16 protein-coding genes and 2 pseudogenes are annotated in these 16,028 nt (G+C 35.6%); 9 read left to right on the top strand and 9 right to left on the bottom strand.

Annotation, left to right across the window (positions count from 1 at the left end; genetic code table 11):
- Positions 1 to 538: 538 nt before the first annotated feature.
- The 3 genes from BAU28_RS03740 to BAU28_RS03730 are packed head-to-tail and all read right to left on the bottom strand — an operon-like array spanning position 539 to position 3,491.
- Entirely contained in the window at positions 539 to 1,690 is a 1,152-nt protein-coding gene (locus tag BAU28_RS03740) for an ABC transporter permease (RefSeq protein ID WP_420271350.1), read from the bottom strand.
- Between the two features lie 26 nt (positions 1,691 to 1,716).
- Complete coding sequence (locus tag BAU28_RS03735; protein ID WP_000609103.1) at positions 1,717 to 2,391, bottom strand: ABC transporter ATP-binding protein; 675 nt, start codon at positions 2,389 to 2,391, stop codon at positions 1,717 to 1,719.
- Positions 2,388 to 3,491 carry an efflux RND transporter periplasmic adaptor subunit gene (locus BAU28_RS03730; RefSeq protein ID WP_071717788.1) on the bottom strand — a complete coding sequence of 368 codons (1,104 nt, stop codon included), beginning with the start codon at positions 3,489 to 3,491 and terminating at the stop codon, positions 2,388 to 2,390. Before BAU28_RS03730 ends, BAU28_RS03735 begins: the two co-directional genes overlap by 4 nt.
- Before the next feature lie 211 nt (positions 3,492 to 3,702).
- Here BAU28_RS03730 and BAU28_RS03725 point away from each other — a divergent pair, with 211 nt between their 5' ends.
- From BAU28_RS03725 to BAU28_RS03715, 3 genes are all read left to right on the top strand, one after another.
- On the top strand, positions 3,703 to 4,437 hold the full coding sequence (locus BAU28_RS03725; protein WP_071717787.1) for a YwaF family protein: 735 nt from the start codon (positions 3,703 to 3,705) through the stop codon (positions 4,435 to 4,437).
- Between the two features lie 86 nt (positions 4,438 to 4,523).
- Positions 4,524 to 5,390: an ABC transporter permease subunit gene (locus BAU28_RS03720; RefSeq protein WP_071717786.1), complete on the top strand. Its 867-nt coding sequence runs from the start codon at positions 4,524 to 4,526 to the stop codon at positions 5,388 to 5,390.
- A gap of 1 nt (position 5,391) precedes the next feature.
- Complete coding sequence (locus BAU28_RS03715) at positions 5,392 to 6,405, top strand: ABC transporter permease (RefSeq protein ID WP_071717785.1); 1,014 nt, start codon at positions 5,392 to 5,394, stop codon at positions 6,403 to 6,405.
- A 40-nt stretch (positions 6,406 to 6,445) separates the two neighbouring features.
- Here BAU28_RS03715 and brnQ2 read toward each other — a convergent pair whose 3' ends face one another.
- The 4 genes from brnQ2 to BAU28_RS03695 all read right to left on the bottom strand — a co-directional run bounded on the left by brnQ2 (position 6,446) and on the right by BAU28_RS03695 (position 9,167).
- Positions 6,446 to 7,762, bottom strand: a complete 1,317-nt coding sequence (gene brnQ2, locus BAU28_RS03710) for a branched-chain amino acid transport system II carrier protein BrnQ2 (RefSeq protein WP_071717784.1) — start codon at positions 7,760 to 7,762, stop codon at positions 6,446 to 6,448.
- Between the two features lie 217 nt (positions 7,763 to 7,979).
- A complete protein-coding gene (gene cotJC, locus BAU28_RS03705; RefSeq protein ID WP_071717783.1) occupies positions 7,980 to 8,549 on the bottom strand; it encodes a spore coat protein CotJC in 570 nt (189 codons plus the stop codon).
- Between the two features lie 130 nt (positions 8,550 to 8,679).
- Positions 8,680 to 8,943, bottom strand: a complete 264-nt coding sequence (locus BAU28_RS03700; RefSeq protein ID WP_048373601.1) for a spore coat protein CotJB — start codon at positions 8,941 to 8,943, stop codon at positions 8,680 to 8,682.
- An 8-nt stretch (positions 8,944 to 8,951) separates the two neighbouring features.
- Entirely contained in the window at positions 8,952 to 9,167 is a 216-nt protein-coding gene (locus BAU28_RS03695; protein WP_002170512.1) for a spore coat associated protein CotJA, read from the bottom strand.
- A gap of 108 nt (positions 9,168 to 9,275) precedes the next feature.
- Between BAU28_RS03695 and BAU28_RS03690 the strand changes: the two genes are divergently transcribed.
- The 4 genes and pseudogenes from BAU28_RS03690 to BAU28_RS03675 all read left to right on the top strand — a co-directional run bounded on the left by BAU28_RS03690 (position 9,276) and on the right by BAU28_RS03675 (position 11,236).
- Positions 9,276 to 9,650: a VOC family protein gene (locus tag BAU28_RS03690; RefSeq protein WP_048373598.1), complete on the top strand. Its 375-nt coding sequence runs from the start codon at positions 9,276 to 9,278 to the stop codon at positions 9,648 to 9,650.
- A gap of 276 nt (positions 9,651 to 9,926) precedes the next feature.
- Positions 9,927 to 10,208, top strand: a complete 282-nt coding sequence (locus BAU28_RS03685) for a YkvA family protein (protein ID WP_071717782.1) — start codon at positions 9,927 to 9,929, stop codon at positions 10,206 to 10,208.
- 11 nt (positions 10,209 to 10,219) lie between these two features.
- A complete protein-coding gene (locus BAU28_RS03680) occupies positions 10,220 to 10,825 on the top strand; it encodes a DedA family protein (protein WP_048373594.1) in 606 nt (201 codons plus the stop codon).
- A gap of 169 nt (positions 10,826 to 10,994) precedes the next feature.
- Positions 10,995 to 11,236: pseudogene (locus BAU28_RS03675) on the top strand (S-Ena type endospore appendage).
- Between the two features lie 74 nt (positions 11,237 to 11,310).
- Here the strand turns inward: BAU28_RS03675 and BAU28_RS28940 are convergent.
- Positions 11,311 to 11,454, bottom strand: a pseudogene (locus tag BAU28_RS28940) (S-Ena type endospore appendage); the annotation flags it as partial.
- Positions 11,455 to 11,603: 149 nt separating this feature from the next.
- Between BAU28_RS28940 and BAU28_RS03665 the strand changes: the two are divergent.
- Both BAU28_RS03665 and BAU28_RS03660 read left to right on the top strand, forming a co-directional pair.
- On the top strand, positions 11,604 to 14,066 hold the full coding sequence (locus tag BAU28_RS03665) for a LamG-like jellyroll fold domain-containing protein (protein ID WP_071717781.1): 2,463 nt from the start codon (positions 11,604 to 11,606) through the stop codon (positions 14,064 to 14,066).
- A gap of 80 nt (positions 14,067 to 14,146) precedes the next feature.
- Positions 14,147 to 14,350, top strand: coding sequence for a hypothetical protein (locus tag BAU28_RS03660; protein WP_002170516.1), 204 nt, complete (start codon positions 14,147 to 14,149; stop codon positions 14,348 to 14,350).
- A gap of 132 nt (positions 14,351 to 14,482) precedes the next feature.
- Here BAU28_RS03660 and BAU28_RS03655 read toward each other — a convergent pair whose 3' ends face one another.
- Positions 14,483 to 15,904, bottom strand: a complete 1,422-nt coding sequence (locus BAU28_RS03655) for a branched-chain amino acid transporter BcaP (protein WP_116500282.1) — start codon at positions 15,902 to 15,904, stop codon at positions 14,483 to 14,485.
- Positions 15,905 to 16,028 lie beyond the last annotated feature (124 nt).

Below are 16,028 nucleotides of genomic sequence, written 5' to 3'. Positions count from 1 at the left end.
GCGTTTTTCGGGGGATTAGAACATATGATTCATAAAATCAATACTTTTTTAATTACCAACGAATTAACAATGTGTCAATAATGTTACGCAGTAGTTTCTATGACGTTACAATAGAGAGGCGTTTAACTGTTTGAATCATAATGTAGTTATGAAAGTATAATGTTTTGGCGTGTAAAGTCATATATATAGGGTGAATTTTAATAAAATAGAGATATAATTGTTACAAAATAAATTGTGTTATGGAAAAAATTACGCCTTGAATTTGTTCTATTACATATTATTTTTGCAATAATATGATTGCATGATAGCTTTAGCAAGAAGTGAAAGTTTAAATGATAAAAAGATATTCGTAACATAAAATATATATAATAGAAGAAACATGATTTGAAGGGACGATATCGTTATTAATTGGTTCGTGAATCGCTGTAGATTTATATAGTAGAAGTTAGAGGTTCTTACTGCCCGTAAATGCGGATAAAATTGTATTTGTCTTCAACAAAATAAAAAACGTAGGAGTGTAAACTCCTACGTTTTTTATTTACTCGTATCGTAAACATTCAATTGGATCAAGTTTTGCAGCTTTGTTAGCTGGTAGTAAACCGAATGCAATACCGATTAGCATTGAAATACCTACTGAAAGAAGTCCAAGTTCTTTTGAGATAACGAGTGGCCATCCGGCAAAGATTGAGACGATCCAAGCGAAGAAAATACCGAGCATGAATCCGATGAATCCGCCGAGTCCCGTTAAAATACAAGATTCGATTAAGAATTGTGTTAATACTTTACCACGTGTTGCACCAAGTGCTTTACGAATACCAATCTCACGTGTACGTTCTGTTACGGATACAAGCATGATGTTCATTACACCGATACCACCAACAAGTAGAGAGATAGCGGCAATACCACCGAATACCATTTTCATCATACCGATTGATTCGTCTAGTTGCTTCGTAAATTCACCCATGTCTTGAGCTTCAAATTTATGCTCAAATTTAGGAGCTTTCATTTCGTTTAAAACGGAAACGGCTTGTTTTTCTACACTTTTACGCTCTGCTGGCGAATTTAGTATTAATTTTACAGAGTCATACTCAGTTACTCCTGAAATGACAGGAGCGTTTTCAAGTGATGTATAGCCTTCTGACATAGCCATTCCGAAATCGTTTTTTGTTTCATAAACACCGACTACTTTATACGGTTTCCCTTTTATGTCTGTATATAAATTTGATTCCCAACCGTTAAATAATTTATTGAAAGCTTCTTCATTTAAAATAACAGCAGGGATTGCTTGCTTTAATTCACTATCATTTAATTCACGACCGTGAACTAATTTTATTTTCGCATCTGTCATGAAGGCGCCTGTTCCACCTTTTAAATCAAGAGAGACATCTTTTGAACCAGATGATGCTTTTACTTTCATACTCACATCTGGGTAAACATCTTTAACACCTGGCACAGTTTGAAGACGTTTTAACATATCAGCTGTGATTTTGGCACTATTTGTTCCAAAATCAGGATTGTTGTAGTAAATCGTTACTTCAGTATCTTTTCCTTGGCCTAATTCTTTTTTGAACTTTGCATTTGTACCATCACCCATTGAAATGATAGTAATAATGGCGCTAATACCGATAATAATTCCTAGCATCGTTAATATAGAACGCATTTTATGAGCAAAGATAGAGGAAAGGGCCATGCGTATATTTTCACTCGTGTTCAAAATTAACCTCTCCAATCTTGGACGATATTTCCGTCACGAATTACAATTTGGCGGGCTGCAGCTTCCCCGATTTCACGGTCATGGGTAATCATAATGATTGTTGAGCCTTGTTTGTTTAATTCGTAAAAGAGGTCCATAATTTGTGTACTTGTTTTCGTATCAAGTGCACCTGTCGGTTCATCGGCTAAGATGAATTTCGGGTTATTTACGATTGCACGTGCAACCGCAACACGCTGCTTTTGTCCACCTGATAATTCATTCGGCAGGTGAGTAGCACGATCGGCCAAGCCTACTTTTGTTAAAGCAGCTAATGAGCGCTCGCGTCTTTCTTTTTTATCAACTCCAGCGTAAATAAGAGGTAATTCAACATTTTGAAGTGCTGTAAGTCTCGGTAGTAACATGAAGTTTTGGAATACGAAACCGATCTCTTTATTACGAACGCGTGCAAGTTCTGTTTCAGACATGTTTGAAATATTTTGCCCAGCTAATTCATATGTACCGGTCGTTGGTTTATCTAAGCAACCGATAATATTCATTAACGTTGATTTACCAGAACCAGATGGTCCCATTATAGAAGTGAATTCTCCTTGGTTCAGTGTTACGTCAATTCCGTGTAATATTTGAACTGACTCTGCACCATTTTGGAAGGACTTCGTGATGCCTTTTAAGTTAATCATTCAACGACAACCTCCATACCATCTTTTAAGTCTTTTTCAGGTTTAGAGATAATTTGTTCTCCTTTTTTCACTCCAGCAACCTTTGCTTCGCTATCCGTTTCGAATTCAACCGTAACAGCTTGTTCTTTCGCTTTTCCATCTTTTACAACGAAGACAACATTTTTGTCGCCTTTTTTCACAATACTGCTTTTCGGAACAATCGTACCAGTTGCTTCGCCTGATTTACTCGTTACGTATACGTGGAATCCGTTTTGTAATCCTTCACTATTATCTAATGTGACAGTGAATTGATAGTTAGAAACAGTTTTATTTTCATCCATGCTCTTTAATGGTGTAGAACCGATTTCTGTTACTTTTCCTGTCCAAGTCTTACCAGCGACAGTTTTTGATGAAACAGTTACTTCTTGCCCAACTTTTACACTAGCAAGTTCATATTCAGAAAGTTGACCTTTTACTTTAAATGGACCAGCGTGACGAAGAGTAATTCCGCTCATACCTGTTTTTTCGTCAGCAGTTTTTACGATATCATCAATTACGCCATCAGCAGGGCTCGTTACAGAAAGTGTGTTTACTTTCTCTTTTGCTGCTTTAATCATTTCATCAGATTTTTCAACTTCGAACTTTTTCATTTCAAGTTGCGATTCTAACTGTTGCACTTCAATTTCCGATGCTTTTAATGCTTCGGCAGGAAGGCCTGCATTTTTATCTTTTTGTAATTTTTGTTTCGCTGCATCAATTTGTTTTTGATACAATGTTACTTCTTTTTGTGCAATTTTCTTTTGCATTTCTGCTTCCGTTACGCCTTGTTTGGAAACTGGATCATTATATTTAAAAAGAAGCTGTCCTTTTTTTACTTCATCACCTTTTTTAACAGCTAATTCATACGTACCTTTTGTTGGATCGAATGAGATTGTTTCAATACCATTAGGGATAACTTCGCCGCCAAATTTTTGTGCGTTTTCAATTTGTTTTTCCGTAACTTTATAACCGCCATATGCCATTGCTACTTCAGATCCACCGCCAGCAAATGCGAAATATGATCCAGCTGCAATTCCGATTGCTACTACACTAGTAATTAACACTTTATTTTTCTTCTTCATCTATTTATCACCTTTTCGTTCGTTTTAGTATCTACATTAAGTATAGAAGAGGTAGAGAATCTGACAAATCGTTTTAGCTTACAATAACCTTACAGTTTTGTAAGGTATGAATATGTAGATGTAAGGTAGAGGTTGTACTATTTTAAGCAGATGAATTGACTCTTTGTTTCTTTCTTACAATAATATTGTATGAAGGAGAGGAGGAAGGAAGATGGAAGCTTATTTTAGTGCGCAGCCATTAAAACCATTTATTCCATACTCAAGGCAACATGCCATTATATTATGTATTATGTTGGTGGGGATATTTTTTTTATATCAATACCAAGATTTATTACGTCAAAGTGAGTGGAATATAACGGTTCGATATGCGATTGCATTTCTATTTATAGGAAGTGAAATTGGACTTCATATGTGGGAATGGAAAGCAGGTATTTTTGAGCTAGGCACTTCATTACCATTTGAGTTATGTACGATTAGTTTATTGTTAGCGTCAATTATGATTGTAACGAAAAGTTATCGAATATATGAGATTGTGTTTTTCACAGGAATTATTGGTGCATCACAAGCTATTTTAACGCCAAATTTGCAATATGCTTTTCCGCATTTTCGTTTCATTGAATTTTTTATCGCACATGTATTGCTCATTTGGGCACCGCTCTTTATGACTTGGGTGGAAGGATATCGTCCTACTTTGCAGTCTATTAAACGGACGATGATATTTTTAAACGTATTAATTCCTATCGTTTCGTTTGTGAATTACAAAACGGGTGGTAATTATATGTTTTTAGCTCATAAGCCAGAAACTGCGTCATTACTCGATATGTTAGGGCCGCATCCTTACTATATTATTTCATTAGAACTTGCAGCGCTTATTGGATGTTTTATTGTGTATATGCCGTTTGTAAAAAGAGAAAAACATGTGCATAAAGAATCGCTAGGATCATAACCTAGCGATTTTTTATTGTAAATATTTACAATTCAGAAAATTAAGAATAAAATTAAAGGATAAATTATATAGAGAGAAGGGAGAAAATGGTCAGAAAAGTTTTTTTGAATGGGATGGAAATGACGATTCAATTTATCATTTCAATTTTGGGTATTATTTGTTTAGGGGCGCTACCAAAATTATTTTATGGGTTTGAGCTGCATGTATCAGAGTACATAAAAAGTCTAAAAGAAGTATTTGCGAAATTAATGGATATTTCCAATATGCAATATGCAAGAGATAAATTTGTATTTCCTCAGTTGTTTGTCCATTATAAAGAAACAATGGTTATTTTTTTAGCTGCATTTTGCATTTCATTATTGGTAGCATTTTGTATCGTCTATATGATTATGAGTAGTTCACCGCGTATACAACATCGAATTAAATCGTTTCTCATCTTTCTAGAATCCATTCCAGACATTCTTCTTATTTTAGGATCACAAATTTTAGTTATATGGTTTTTTAAACAAACAGGTTTTTTACCTTTTAAAATTGCGGCAATTGGAGATGAATCCATTCGGGGATTGCCAATATTTTGCTTGAGCATCCCGACTACGATTATGTTTGTAAAACTGTTAGTGCTTCGGTTTGAAAATGAGTTAGAAAAAGATTATGTATTATTTGCTAAGGCGAAGGGTTTGGGTCGCTTTCATATTTTAAATCGTCATATTTTCCGAAATGTACTGTTTAGTACACTTTTCTTTGCAAAAACGAATATTTGGTTTATGTTATCTAATTTATATATTATAGAATGGATTTTTAATACGAGAGGTATTTTTATGTTTTTGAAATCATATCCGGCTATGAGTGTTGATTTGTTCATTGTTGGTGTACTCCTTATTTATATTCCGATTTTTATTTTATTTAAACTGTTTCATTATCTCGTTCCAGCTGCGATGAAGGAGAGATTATAATATGTGGACGTATATAAAACGTGATAAAAGGTTTTGGATAAGCATTGGATTTCTTCTCATATTAGTTCTTTTGAGCATCGGAAATACGATATGGAATGATGGACAGATTAGAAAAGTTACACTGCAATATGATGCGGCTGGAAACCCGGAAGTGCCACCATTTTCACCTTCATTACAATTTTTACTTGGGACAGACCGGAATGGTCATGACCTTTTACATTTAGTAATTGAGGGAGCAAAGTGGACGATTGGAATATCGTTTTTAATCGCAGTACTTAGAATGGTAATGGGTGTGTTTTTCGGTGTATTGCTCGGAACATACATAAAAAGAGGATTTTCAAAGATTGAGGCTTTTTTTGATAGTTTTACAGTTATTCCGACAGTTATGATTGCGTATTTCTTTCTTCAAGCTGTTAATAGATTTGGAAGTGGAGAAGAAACAACAACTTTTTTTGAAAGGGCTTCGTTCCAAGTTGTATTACTTGTAGCGCTTGCGATGCCGGTTATTGCACTGTATGTTGCGAAGGAAGTTCGTAAATTACAAACAGAAGAATTTATTGATGCTGCGCGCATATTAGGCGGGTCGAGAAGGCATATTGTTATAAAGCATCTTTTTCCGCATCTCTATATGACATTTATACTGGTATTTCTTCAGCAGTTTACTCAGACTCTGACCGTTTTACTTCATTTAGGGTTACTTGAGGTGTTTTTTGGTGGAACAGTTCAGTTTGGCGGACCAATTCAAGGGATAAACGAAATAGATTCTTACACACATGAATGGTCAGGTTTAATTGGAGTCTATTTTAGATCATTAACAGTGCATCCATGGATCCCTCTTGTCCCAATTACATTTTTCGGGCTTACTATTTTTTCAGGGAATATGATTGTAAAAAGTATAGAAGAAGCGATGATGAAAGTTCGGTTAGGGGGAGAGAGAAAGAAGACCGTTGTAGAAGAGGAACAGCCTGCTGTGCAGTCAAAAGAAGAGTTGTTTACATTTAAACATACGATGTGAAAATAGAAAAGAAGCAAGCATAATCAATGCTTGCTTCTTTTTACTTTGCAGAAACTTCACCTTCAGCTTCTGTTTGCGGAATAAAGTATCCGATTATACCACCGATGATTGCTGGGACAATCCAGCCGATTCCTAAGTTATAAAAAGGAATTGTGTGTACGATATTAGCGATAAAACTTGGTATCATTCCCACATTATCAAGTGCATGAATACAGCTAATCATGAATGCTGCGATCATTGCCCCGATGTAGACAGAAGGTTTACGTTTCGTATATTTATCAATAAATGATACGAAAATTAAAATGATTGTAATTGGATATAAAATAATTAATACAGGTAATGTAATTTTAATCAATAAACTTAATCCTAAGTTTGAAATAACGAAGCTAAAGATACAAACGTATAGTACAAGCTTCTTATATGAAACATTTGTTAGTACTGTTGTGAAATAGTTGGCGAATGCACTTACAACACCGATTGCAGTCGTTAAACAAGCAGCTATAATCGCGATACTTAATAAAACATTACCGCTTGTCCCAAAGAATTGATACATAATTGTTGCTAGTAGCTGACCGCCATTTTCGAATTGTCCTAAGTTTCCGTTTGAAGCCCCGATATAACCGAGTAAGAAATAAACAATTGTTAAGAAAAGGGCAGCAATGCTTCCGCAAATAATTGTATATTTCGCAATGGATTTTTTCTCTTGTATACCGTTTTGACGAATTGCATTTACAACAATTGTTGATAATACGAGAGCTCCGATTGCATCTAAAGTTAAAAACCCTTCAAGAAACCCTTTGAAAAATGGGATGTCTTTATAGTCACCGATAGGCTCAGCGAATGATCCTGGTGAAAGAATTGCTTTTGTTGCCATAATTGCAATAATTCCAAGTAAAATTGGCGTTAATATTTTACCGATATGATCTACTAATTTGGATGGGTTTAATGATAAGAAGTAGACGACTGTAAAGAAAATCGCACTAAAGACTAACATAGAATACCATTGATCAGGGAAAAGTGGTGCAATCCCAATTTCGTAAGATACAGATCCAGTTCGTGGAATAACAAATAGTGGGCCGATTGAAAGATAAATAATGATAGCGAATACTGCTGCGAATTTTGGATGAACACGGCTTGCTAAAGTGTTAAAACTACCACCGGCAAGGGCAACTGCGACGATAGCAAGTAAAGATAAGCCGACGTCTGTAATAATAAATCCTGTAATGGAAACCCACATATTTTCTCCAGAAGAGAGGCCGAGAAGGGGCGGGAAAATCATATTACCAGCACCGAAGAAAACTGCGAATAGTAGTAAACTAATCGAAAGTATTTGCGCTGGTTTTAAAGTTGTACGCATATAAAGAAAATCCTCCTAATGAGTGCTTTTGTCGAAAATTCAAACAATTTGTCGAGTAACTGTTATTATTTTAAAGGTCTGATGACTAGAAAGCAAGAGGGAATTTTATAAATATTAAAAAATGATGCATTAAATTGAATAAATATACTATTTATATGTTAATTAGGAAGTATTTAACTTTTAACGTAAAAAAACACATATCGTTAGGATATGTGTTTTAAAAATAAATTTTTCGATCACGCTCTTCTTTTAAAATTTCTACTGCTTCTCGGAAGCGTTGTGAATGAACAATTTCTCGTTCGCGTAAAAAGCGTAAGCTGTCATTTATGTCTGGATCGTCGGATAAATCAATAAGCCATTGATAGGTTGCTCGTGCTTTTTCTTCAGCTGCGATATCCTCATATAAATCTGCAATAGGATCTCCTTTTGCTTGAATATAAGTAGCGGTAAAGGGAACGCCACCTGCATTATGATAAAACAAAGCGCTATCGTGATTAGCGTATTGCGCGTCTAATCCAGTAGCTTTCATTTGTTCAGGTGTTGCATCTTTTGTTAATTTATAAATCATTGTAGCAATCATTTCTAGATGTGCGAACTCTTCTGTACCAATATCGGTTAGTAAGCCAACGACTTTGTCGGGAATTGTATAACGTTGATTTAAGTAACGAAGGGCAGCGGCTAGTTCACCGTCCGCACCACCATACTGTTCAACTAATAATTTTGCAAGAGCTGGATTACAAGTACTCACTTTAACAGGATATTGTAATTTCTTTTCATAAATCCACATATTTTCTCTCCTTCATCTTGTGTTAATGGACAGTAATAAGCATTCTTCTAGGCGAAGAAATAGCTGGGAATGCATAGTAGGCTTCATAATGATTTGGATTAAAGAATTCAAAACTAATGAAAGTTTTACGTTATATTTGCCATGGCCAAGGTCCTTTGCTCCATTCCCATGGAGCGTTAGAATAACTATTTCCAAATTGCTGAAGTGGACCAAATTTCTCTTCAATTTTTTGTTTTAATACTCTTCGTTTATAGGAGAAATCGTTGAATTGATTTATAGCTGTAGTATCGTCGGGATGCGTATCTAAATAGAGGGTAAGTTCAACTAATACAAAATCAAGTTCTTGTAGTTCTTCAATCCATTTGTAATATTCATCAGGCAATGTTTGTGTCACGTTTTTGCTCACCGTCCTTTTTTGTGAGGGTTTTCATAAAAATCATAAAATGCAGGCCATAGAGTCCCTTTTCTTAGAGCCTCTTTTGGTGGGAATTGGGGTAAATTAGTTGGTTGAAAGCCCATGTATAAGTGGGGGGGAGTCGAGTAATATTTTTTTCCGATTGGAGGGCAAGGATCGTTTGGGCCGTGAAAAGGTATGTAGGATTTCATGAATTCATCCATGTTACACTCCTCCTTTATAAATGAAATATTCATCACTATGTATTGTATTCGTACATAATTGTAAATTATGACTCATATAGAAAACTAATAGAGACAGGGGGAGTGCGGATGGAAAGTATTACAACATGTATTGTATTAGAATCCAAAAACTTAAAGGAAACATTATATTTTTATGAAGGAATTCTAGGTTTTAAACCAAGCGAGGAGAGGCCACAATTACGTGTAACAGGTGTTTGGTATGATATTGATTCAACGAGAATTTGTTTTGTTGTAAATCGGAATTTTGGGGAGAATAGAGAGACTGTCACATCATCAGTTAAGGAAATATTTTTAAAAACTGCAAATATCGAGCGAATAAAGAAAAAGTTAGAATTTTATCATATATCATTTACAGAAGAATGCTGTGGTGAAGAAGTAAGAATAACTTGCTATGATCCAGACCGTTTTAAGCTCCAAATTGTTTCAACAGAGAATATAGAATAGCGTCTTTTATAATGTAATAATCTTAGTGGCAAATGAAAAAAATATTGACAAGCCTCTCCAAATATTTTAATGTGATTGTATAAAATTGTGTATATAAAGGGGAGTAACTTATTACAATAAAGTCGTCATTACAGGGAGAAACCCTCGGCTTTATTGGCAACGTTTCGTTGTTAGTGAGACCTTTACCAGCAATGGTAAAGGCCCCTTATTGTCTTTTTTAGGACCCTTACCATATTTGGTAGGGTCCTTTTTGTATACAAAGAGAGGAGAAATAAAATGAAAAAACTTATAAGTAGATTAAGAGTTGTATTTCATGTCCGCCAGTTTGTTCCATTTTTATTTGACTTTTTCACTTCAAAAGAGGTTTCAATAAAGAAGAAAATCTTATCTATTGTTTTTTTAGTAGGGTATGTTGCTATGCCACTCGATTTAATTCCAGACTTCTTACCGTTTATCGGTATTTTAGATGATATTGGAATTGTTTTATTCATTTTGAACCGAATCGTAAAGATGGCGCCAGTACATTTGCAAGAAAAGCATAATGTGAATATAGGATAGGAGTTAAAAGTGTGGAGCAAATTATTTTAGATATAATTGAGTATTTAAAGCAGTTTTCTTATTTTGGAGTTGTGTTAGCTTTAACTTTTGAATTTATTCCAGCAGAGGTTGTTTTGCCGCTTGTCGGGTATTGGGTGTACGAGGGTGATATGAATTTTTGGCTAGCTGTGTTAGCCGGAACACTTGGTGGAACGACAGGGCCATTAACTTTATACGCGCTCGGTTATTACGGTGGTCGTCCTCTGTTGCTAAAATATGGGAAATACTTCTTTGTTAAAGAAGAACAAATTCAAAAAGCAGATGATTTCTTTGCGAAGTATGGCCCGGTTGTAGCATTTGTTGGACGCTTCGTTCCAGGGGTCAGAACACTTATTTCTGTTCCATGTGGTATGGCGAAAATGAACATATGGCAATTTATCATATATACATTTATAGCAATGTTCCCGTTAACGGCCTTGTATATTTATGTAGGGATGAAATTAGGACCGCATTGGGAAAAAGCAGGGGCTATTGTTGGGGAGTACATGTTACCTATACTAGTAGTTGTTCTTGTGATTGTGGGTAGTATCTTAATCTATAAATATATGAAAAAGAGGGACAAAACGGAATCTATTTAAAGATAAAGTGAAACTTTAATCAGTGGGGGTTTTGTTCATCCCCCACTGATTATCAGCCCTCACCAATCGGGCGTTTACGGGCAGTTGATCTCCCACCTAACTTCCTCGCATTCTCCGAATTTTGAGGTGGGAGTCTTACTGCCCTCAAATAGCGGGATAAAGGTGCATAATTTCTTGTGAATGCTCAGGAGCAGCGTTAACTTGTTGTCCAGATAAAAATTTTATACAAGATAAAGTGTGTAGTCCATGGTCAGGAACTGTAGTTGCTACTGCAATTACAAATGTGCTGTACAACCACAAAGTAGCGGCTCGTTTACAGTAAGGTATTTTACTACAATTCAAATTGTAACAACAGGGACGGCAACGAGCCAAGGGCAATTATGCCTTACAGTGCGTTATCCGATTTCATAAGAAAAGGCATACCAAAATGGTATGCCTTTTCTCTATGGTTTGTAGGTTCATAAGTAAAGAAGAGGAAACTTATCTTATAAACAAAATGAAAACTGACAACAATATTTCCCCTCTATATAGGGGAGTGGATTATTTGGAATATTAATAATTGTAATGGATTGTAATGATTTCCCTGTGTACGACATCGTGTTGCCAGGAAAAACAGTAAAGGTGGTTGTATAAGATAGTACAAGTAATGTTGGATGTTACATAAAATTGACTGTATATTTACAAAAGTAAAATAATTTTTAACTTTAATTTAAATGAAGTTAATATGTGTTCGGTACAATAACCATTGTAATTAATTCATTATATGAGGAGGATTCACGTGGAAAGAACTGCTTTACGAAAAGTAAAAGGCCTTATTGGATTATTGATGGTTTTTGTATTAGCATTTGTATCATTTCCGTGGAGTACATCGGTCAAAGCGGAAGAGAAAAAACAAGAAAAGGCACCAAGTGAGAAGAAGCTTGTTTTTCCAGTTGTAAGTGATGTGCATATTAAAAATAGTGGAACAGATGATACGTTTCGCTGGAAACGAGCGATTGAGCAATTTAATACGCTTGCACCAAAGCAAGATGCTTTTGTTATTGTAGGTGATTTCACGGATACAGGATCGCTGCAACAATATGATCGTTTCATGCAAGTGTATAACGAAAATGCAAATAAAGATGCGGTACGAATGAATTCTCTAGGTAATCATGATTATTGGAATGGCTTATCTGTAGAGGGAGCGCAGAAGCGTTTCTTAGAAAAAACAGGAATGGAATCGATTTATTATCATAAAGTGGTAAAAGGGTATCATTTCCTTGTTATGTCTCCAGAGGATGGGACAACACATGGATATTATTCGGACAAGCAAATTAATTGGTTAAAGGAAGAAATGGCAAAGGCACAAAAAGAGGATCCAGAAAAACCGATTTTTGTGTTTTTACATCAACATATTAAAGATACAGTGTACGGTAGCCAAGAATGGGGAACGCAGGATAGTGCAAAAATTAATGCGGTATTAAAAGAATATCCACAAGTCATTACGTTTTCAGGTCATTCGCATTATCCGTTAGATGATCCAAGATCGATTCATCAAAAAGACTTTACGTCCGTTGGAACATCTTCTGTAAGCTATATGGAAGTTGAAGGTGGTAAAGTACAAGGAAATATCCCGCCAGGAGCTAGTACATTAAGCCAAGGTTTATTAGTAGAGGTAGATGACAAAGAGGTAACAATTAATCGCCGTGATTTCCATACAAATTCTTGGACAGGCGAACCTTGGAAAATTAAGTTACCAACGAAAAAAGAAGGATTCAACTATGTAGAAGATCGTGATAAAGAAAAGCCATACTTTGCGAAGGATGCAAAGCTTGCTGTATCAAATGTAACGGAAAATGCGGCAACAGTAACATTCCCGCAAGCGTTGGACAACCTTCTTGTTCATTCTTATCGCTTGCAAGCAAAGGATAAACAAACAGGTGAGATTAAAAATAAGCTATTAGCGTTCTCCGAGTTTTATCGTGATCCAGTGCCGAAAGAACTTACATTTACACTTGCAGGATTAGATGGCGGGAAAACATATAAGCTTGAAGTGGTTGCGATTGATTCGTTTGGCAATGAAAGTGAACAACCGTTAACAGCGGAAATTACAACGAAAAAAGATAATATTGATCCGAATGTGAAAGTGCCAAAGGCAGACGTTTTTGATGTGAATTTTTTAGATGGTACATTTACAGATAATTCACCATTTGGGACAAAAGGTGATGTGAAAGGAAACGTATCAATTGAATACGATAAAGCCTTGAAAAAACATGTAATGAAGTTAAATGGAAAAGCAAATACGTTTGGTTACATTCCGTTTTCAGCGGCACAAAAAGAAAAAGTAGCGAATACGTTTACGTTAGAAACTGTATTTTCGATGAATGAAATTCGTGGACAAGGGATTTTACAAAATACAGAGAGCGGTGGAATTGGTTTTGAATCTACAGGAAGTGGATATGTAGAATTGTGGGCTCATATTGGCGGAAGCTATAAGCGTGTTGGCGCTCAATTAGAAGCAAACAAAACGTACCATTTAACCGGAACGTATAATGGAAGTGAAGTAGCAATTTATGTAGATGGTAAAAAAGTAAATAGTCAGCCAGCCAATGGGAAAGTGTATCATCCGAACGTACCATTTGCATTTGGTGCAGACCCAGATAGTAATGGAAATGGCGGTATTCCGTTAAATGGACAAATTGCGCTCGCAAAATTATATAGTAAAGCGTTAAGCTCTTCAGAAGTATTAGCAGCGTACAATGAGTTTTCTAACCGTACAAAATTAGAGCAAGTAAATGCGTTATATGAAGAGATTGGAAAAGTGAAAGAAGTATTGGCAGGTACTTATGAATTTGGTGAGAAGCCAGGTCAATATTCACAAGAAGCGTTTAACGAATTACAAAAAAGTTATAGTAATGCAAAGAAAGTATTCGAAAACGCAGCAAGCACAGGAGAAGAAATTGTTCAAACGTATAATGAATTAAAAACAGCAAACCAAACATTTGTACAATCAAAAGTGGCAGAAGAGCAGCCAAAAACACCGAAAGAAAAATTACAAGTGAATATTGAATCTGCAAAAGCTTTAGTAAAGAAAGCGCAAGCTGGAGAAATAACAGATGGATCAGTTAAATCATTAACTCAAAAAATCACAGTTGCAGAAGCGGTGTTAAAAGATAAAAATGTAAAAGATGAGTATGTAGAATCAATGAATCGTACGTTAGAGCATGTTATTTCATTGGTTGAAAAAAGCATTAACAAATAAGGAAGAAGAAAAAGAAGCTTATCATGATAGGCTTCTTTTTTGTTATACTAAAAGTAGAATAGAAAAAGGGAGCGAATAATTTGGAAGAGAAAAAGATAAAAAGAATTCTTGAATATGTATGGATCGCTGTTGTGCTCCTTGTAGGATATTATTTATTAAAAGATAAAAGTATATGGGTTCTATTTTTAATGACATTTTTATTAGCGGGATTAGGAACGCTATTTATTAACTTTTTCTTTGATAGTGTAAACGCGTGGAGAAAGAAAAAGAAGGAGACGAAGTAAGGGGAAATAAGCATGCAAAAGTTGAAGCTTATGAATTAACTAGCATCGGCATATTTGTCATTTTACAATCGTTAACTAAACAACATAATAGAACATGAAAATAGCTCGCCTTTTTTATAGGCGAGCTATTTTTTATGCTTCTTTTTGCTCATCGTTTGTTTTTTCAGTAGCTAAATGACTATGCTTTCTAGAGTAGAAGAAATAGACGCATAAACCGATAATAAGCCAAACTGCAAAGCTGATCCATGTCGTTTTAGACAAATTAATCATTAAATATAAGCAACAAAGAATAGCGACAATTGGTAATACAGGTACGAAAGGTGCACGGAACCCGCGTTTTAAATCAGGATGTGTTTTTCGTAAAATAAGGACAGCGCAGCAAACGAAGGTGAAGGCTGTTAACGTACCGATGTTTACTAAATTCGCAAGTAAATGTAAGTCTAAAAGTCCTGCTAATAAAGCTGCAAATACCCCAGTAATCCATGTGTTTAGTAAAGGAATTTTCACTTTTTTATTTACGCGTGCTAACGCTTTTGGAAGTAAACCGTCTCGGCTCATTGCATACGAAACGCGAACTTGTCCATACATAACGACTAAAAGAACGGTTGTCATTCCTGTCATCGCACCAACTGCAAGTAACCCAGCGATAGTATCTTCTCCAACGAAATGTAGTGCAAATGCAACGGGATCAGAAACGTCTAATTGAGTATAGGGAACCATACCTGTTAAAACGAAAGATACGATCATGTATAAAACGGTACAAATAAGAAGGGAACCGATAATACCGATTGGTAAATCACGCTGTGGTTTTTTCGTTTCTTCCGCAGCGGTTGCGATCGCATCAAAACCTAAAAATGCGAAGAAGACAGTGGCAGCTCCAGTAATAATGCCGTCGTATCCGAATGGAATGAACGGTGTCCAATTTTCAGGCTTTACATATTTTGCGCCTGCTACGATAAAGGCGATAATAACTGCTAATTTTATAAGGACCATAACATTATTAATGCGTGCGCTTTCACGTATACCAAAACTTAAAAGCCCAGTAATGAGAAGTAAAATACAAACAGCTGGTAAATCAATGAGACCACCTTTTCCAGTTCCGGGGGCCGAGGAAATAATGGCGGGAAGGTGTATATTGAATCCTTGAAGCAATGATTGTAAATATCCAGACCATCCAACAGCTACTGCTGCAACTGCGAGTAAATATTCGAGCATTAAACACCAACCAACGATGAAGGCGACAACTTCTCCAACGGTCATGTATGCATAAGTATAAACACTTCCTGAGACTGGTATAGAAGAAGCGAATTCGGCATAACAAAAGGCTACACAGGCACAAGTAAATGCAGCAATAAGGAATGATAACATAATACCAGGACCAGAATGTTTTGCCGCTACAATACCTGTTAATACAAATATCCCTGTCCCAATTACGGCGCCGATTCCTAAAAACGTTAAATCTAATGCAGTTAGTGTTCGATCTAGCTGCCGTGGTGATTCAGTACTAAGCGCTTTTTTTCGTAATAATGATTTCACTTTGGACTCTCCCCCCATTTTTTCGTCTCCATAACTGCGAATAGTGTGAACCCATTGGAAAAGAGTACGTAAGTGAAGGTACAGTTATGGTATATAGTTTTTTGAAATTTCTGGATTAATTTTAATATAATTCAGAATATTT

It is taken from the genome of Bacillus paramycoides (assembly GCF_001884235.1).
Taxonomy (GTDB): Bacteria; Bacillota; Bacilli; order Bacillales; family Bacillaceae_G; genus Bacillus_A; species Bacillus_A paramycoides.
The sequence above is the reverse complement of the archived record's forward strand: the minus strand, read 5'-3'. Positions and strand labels throughout refer to the sequence as shown.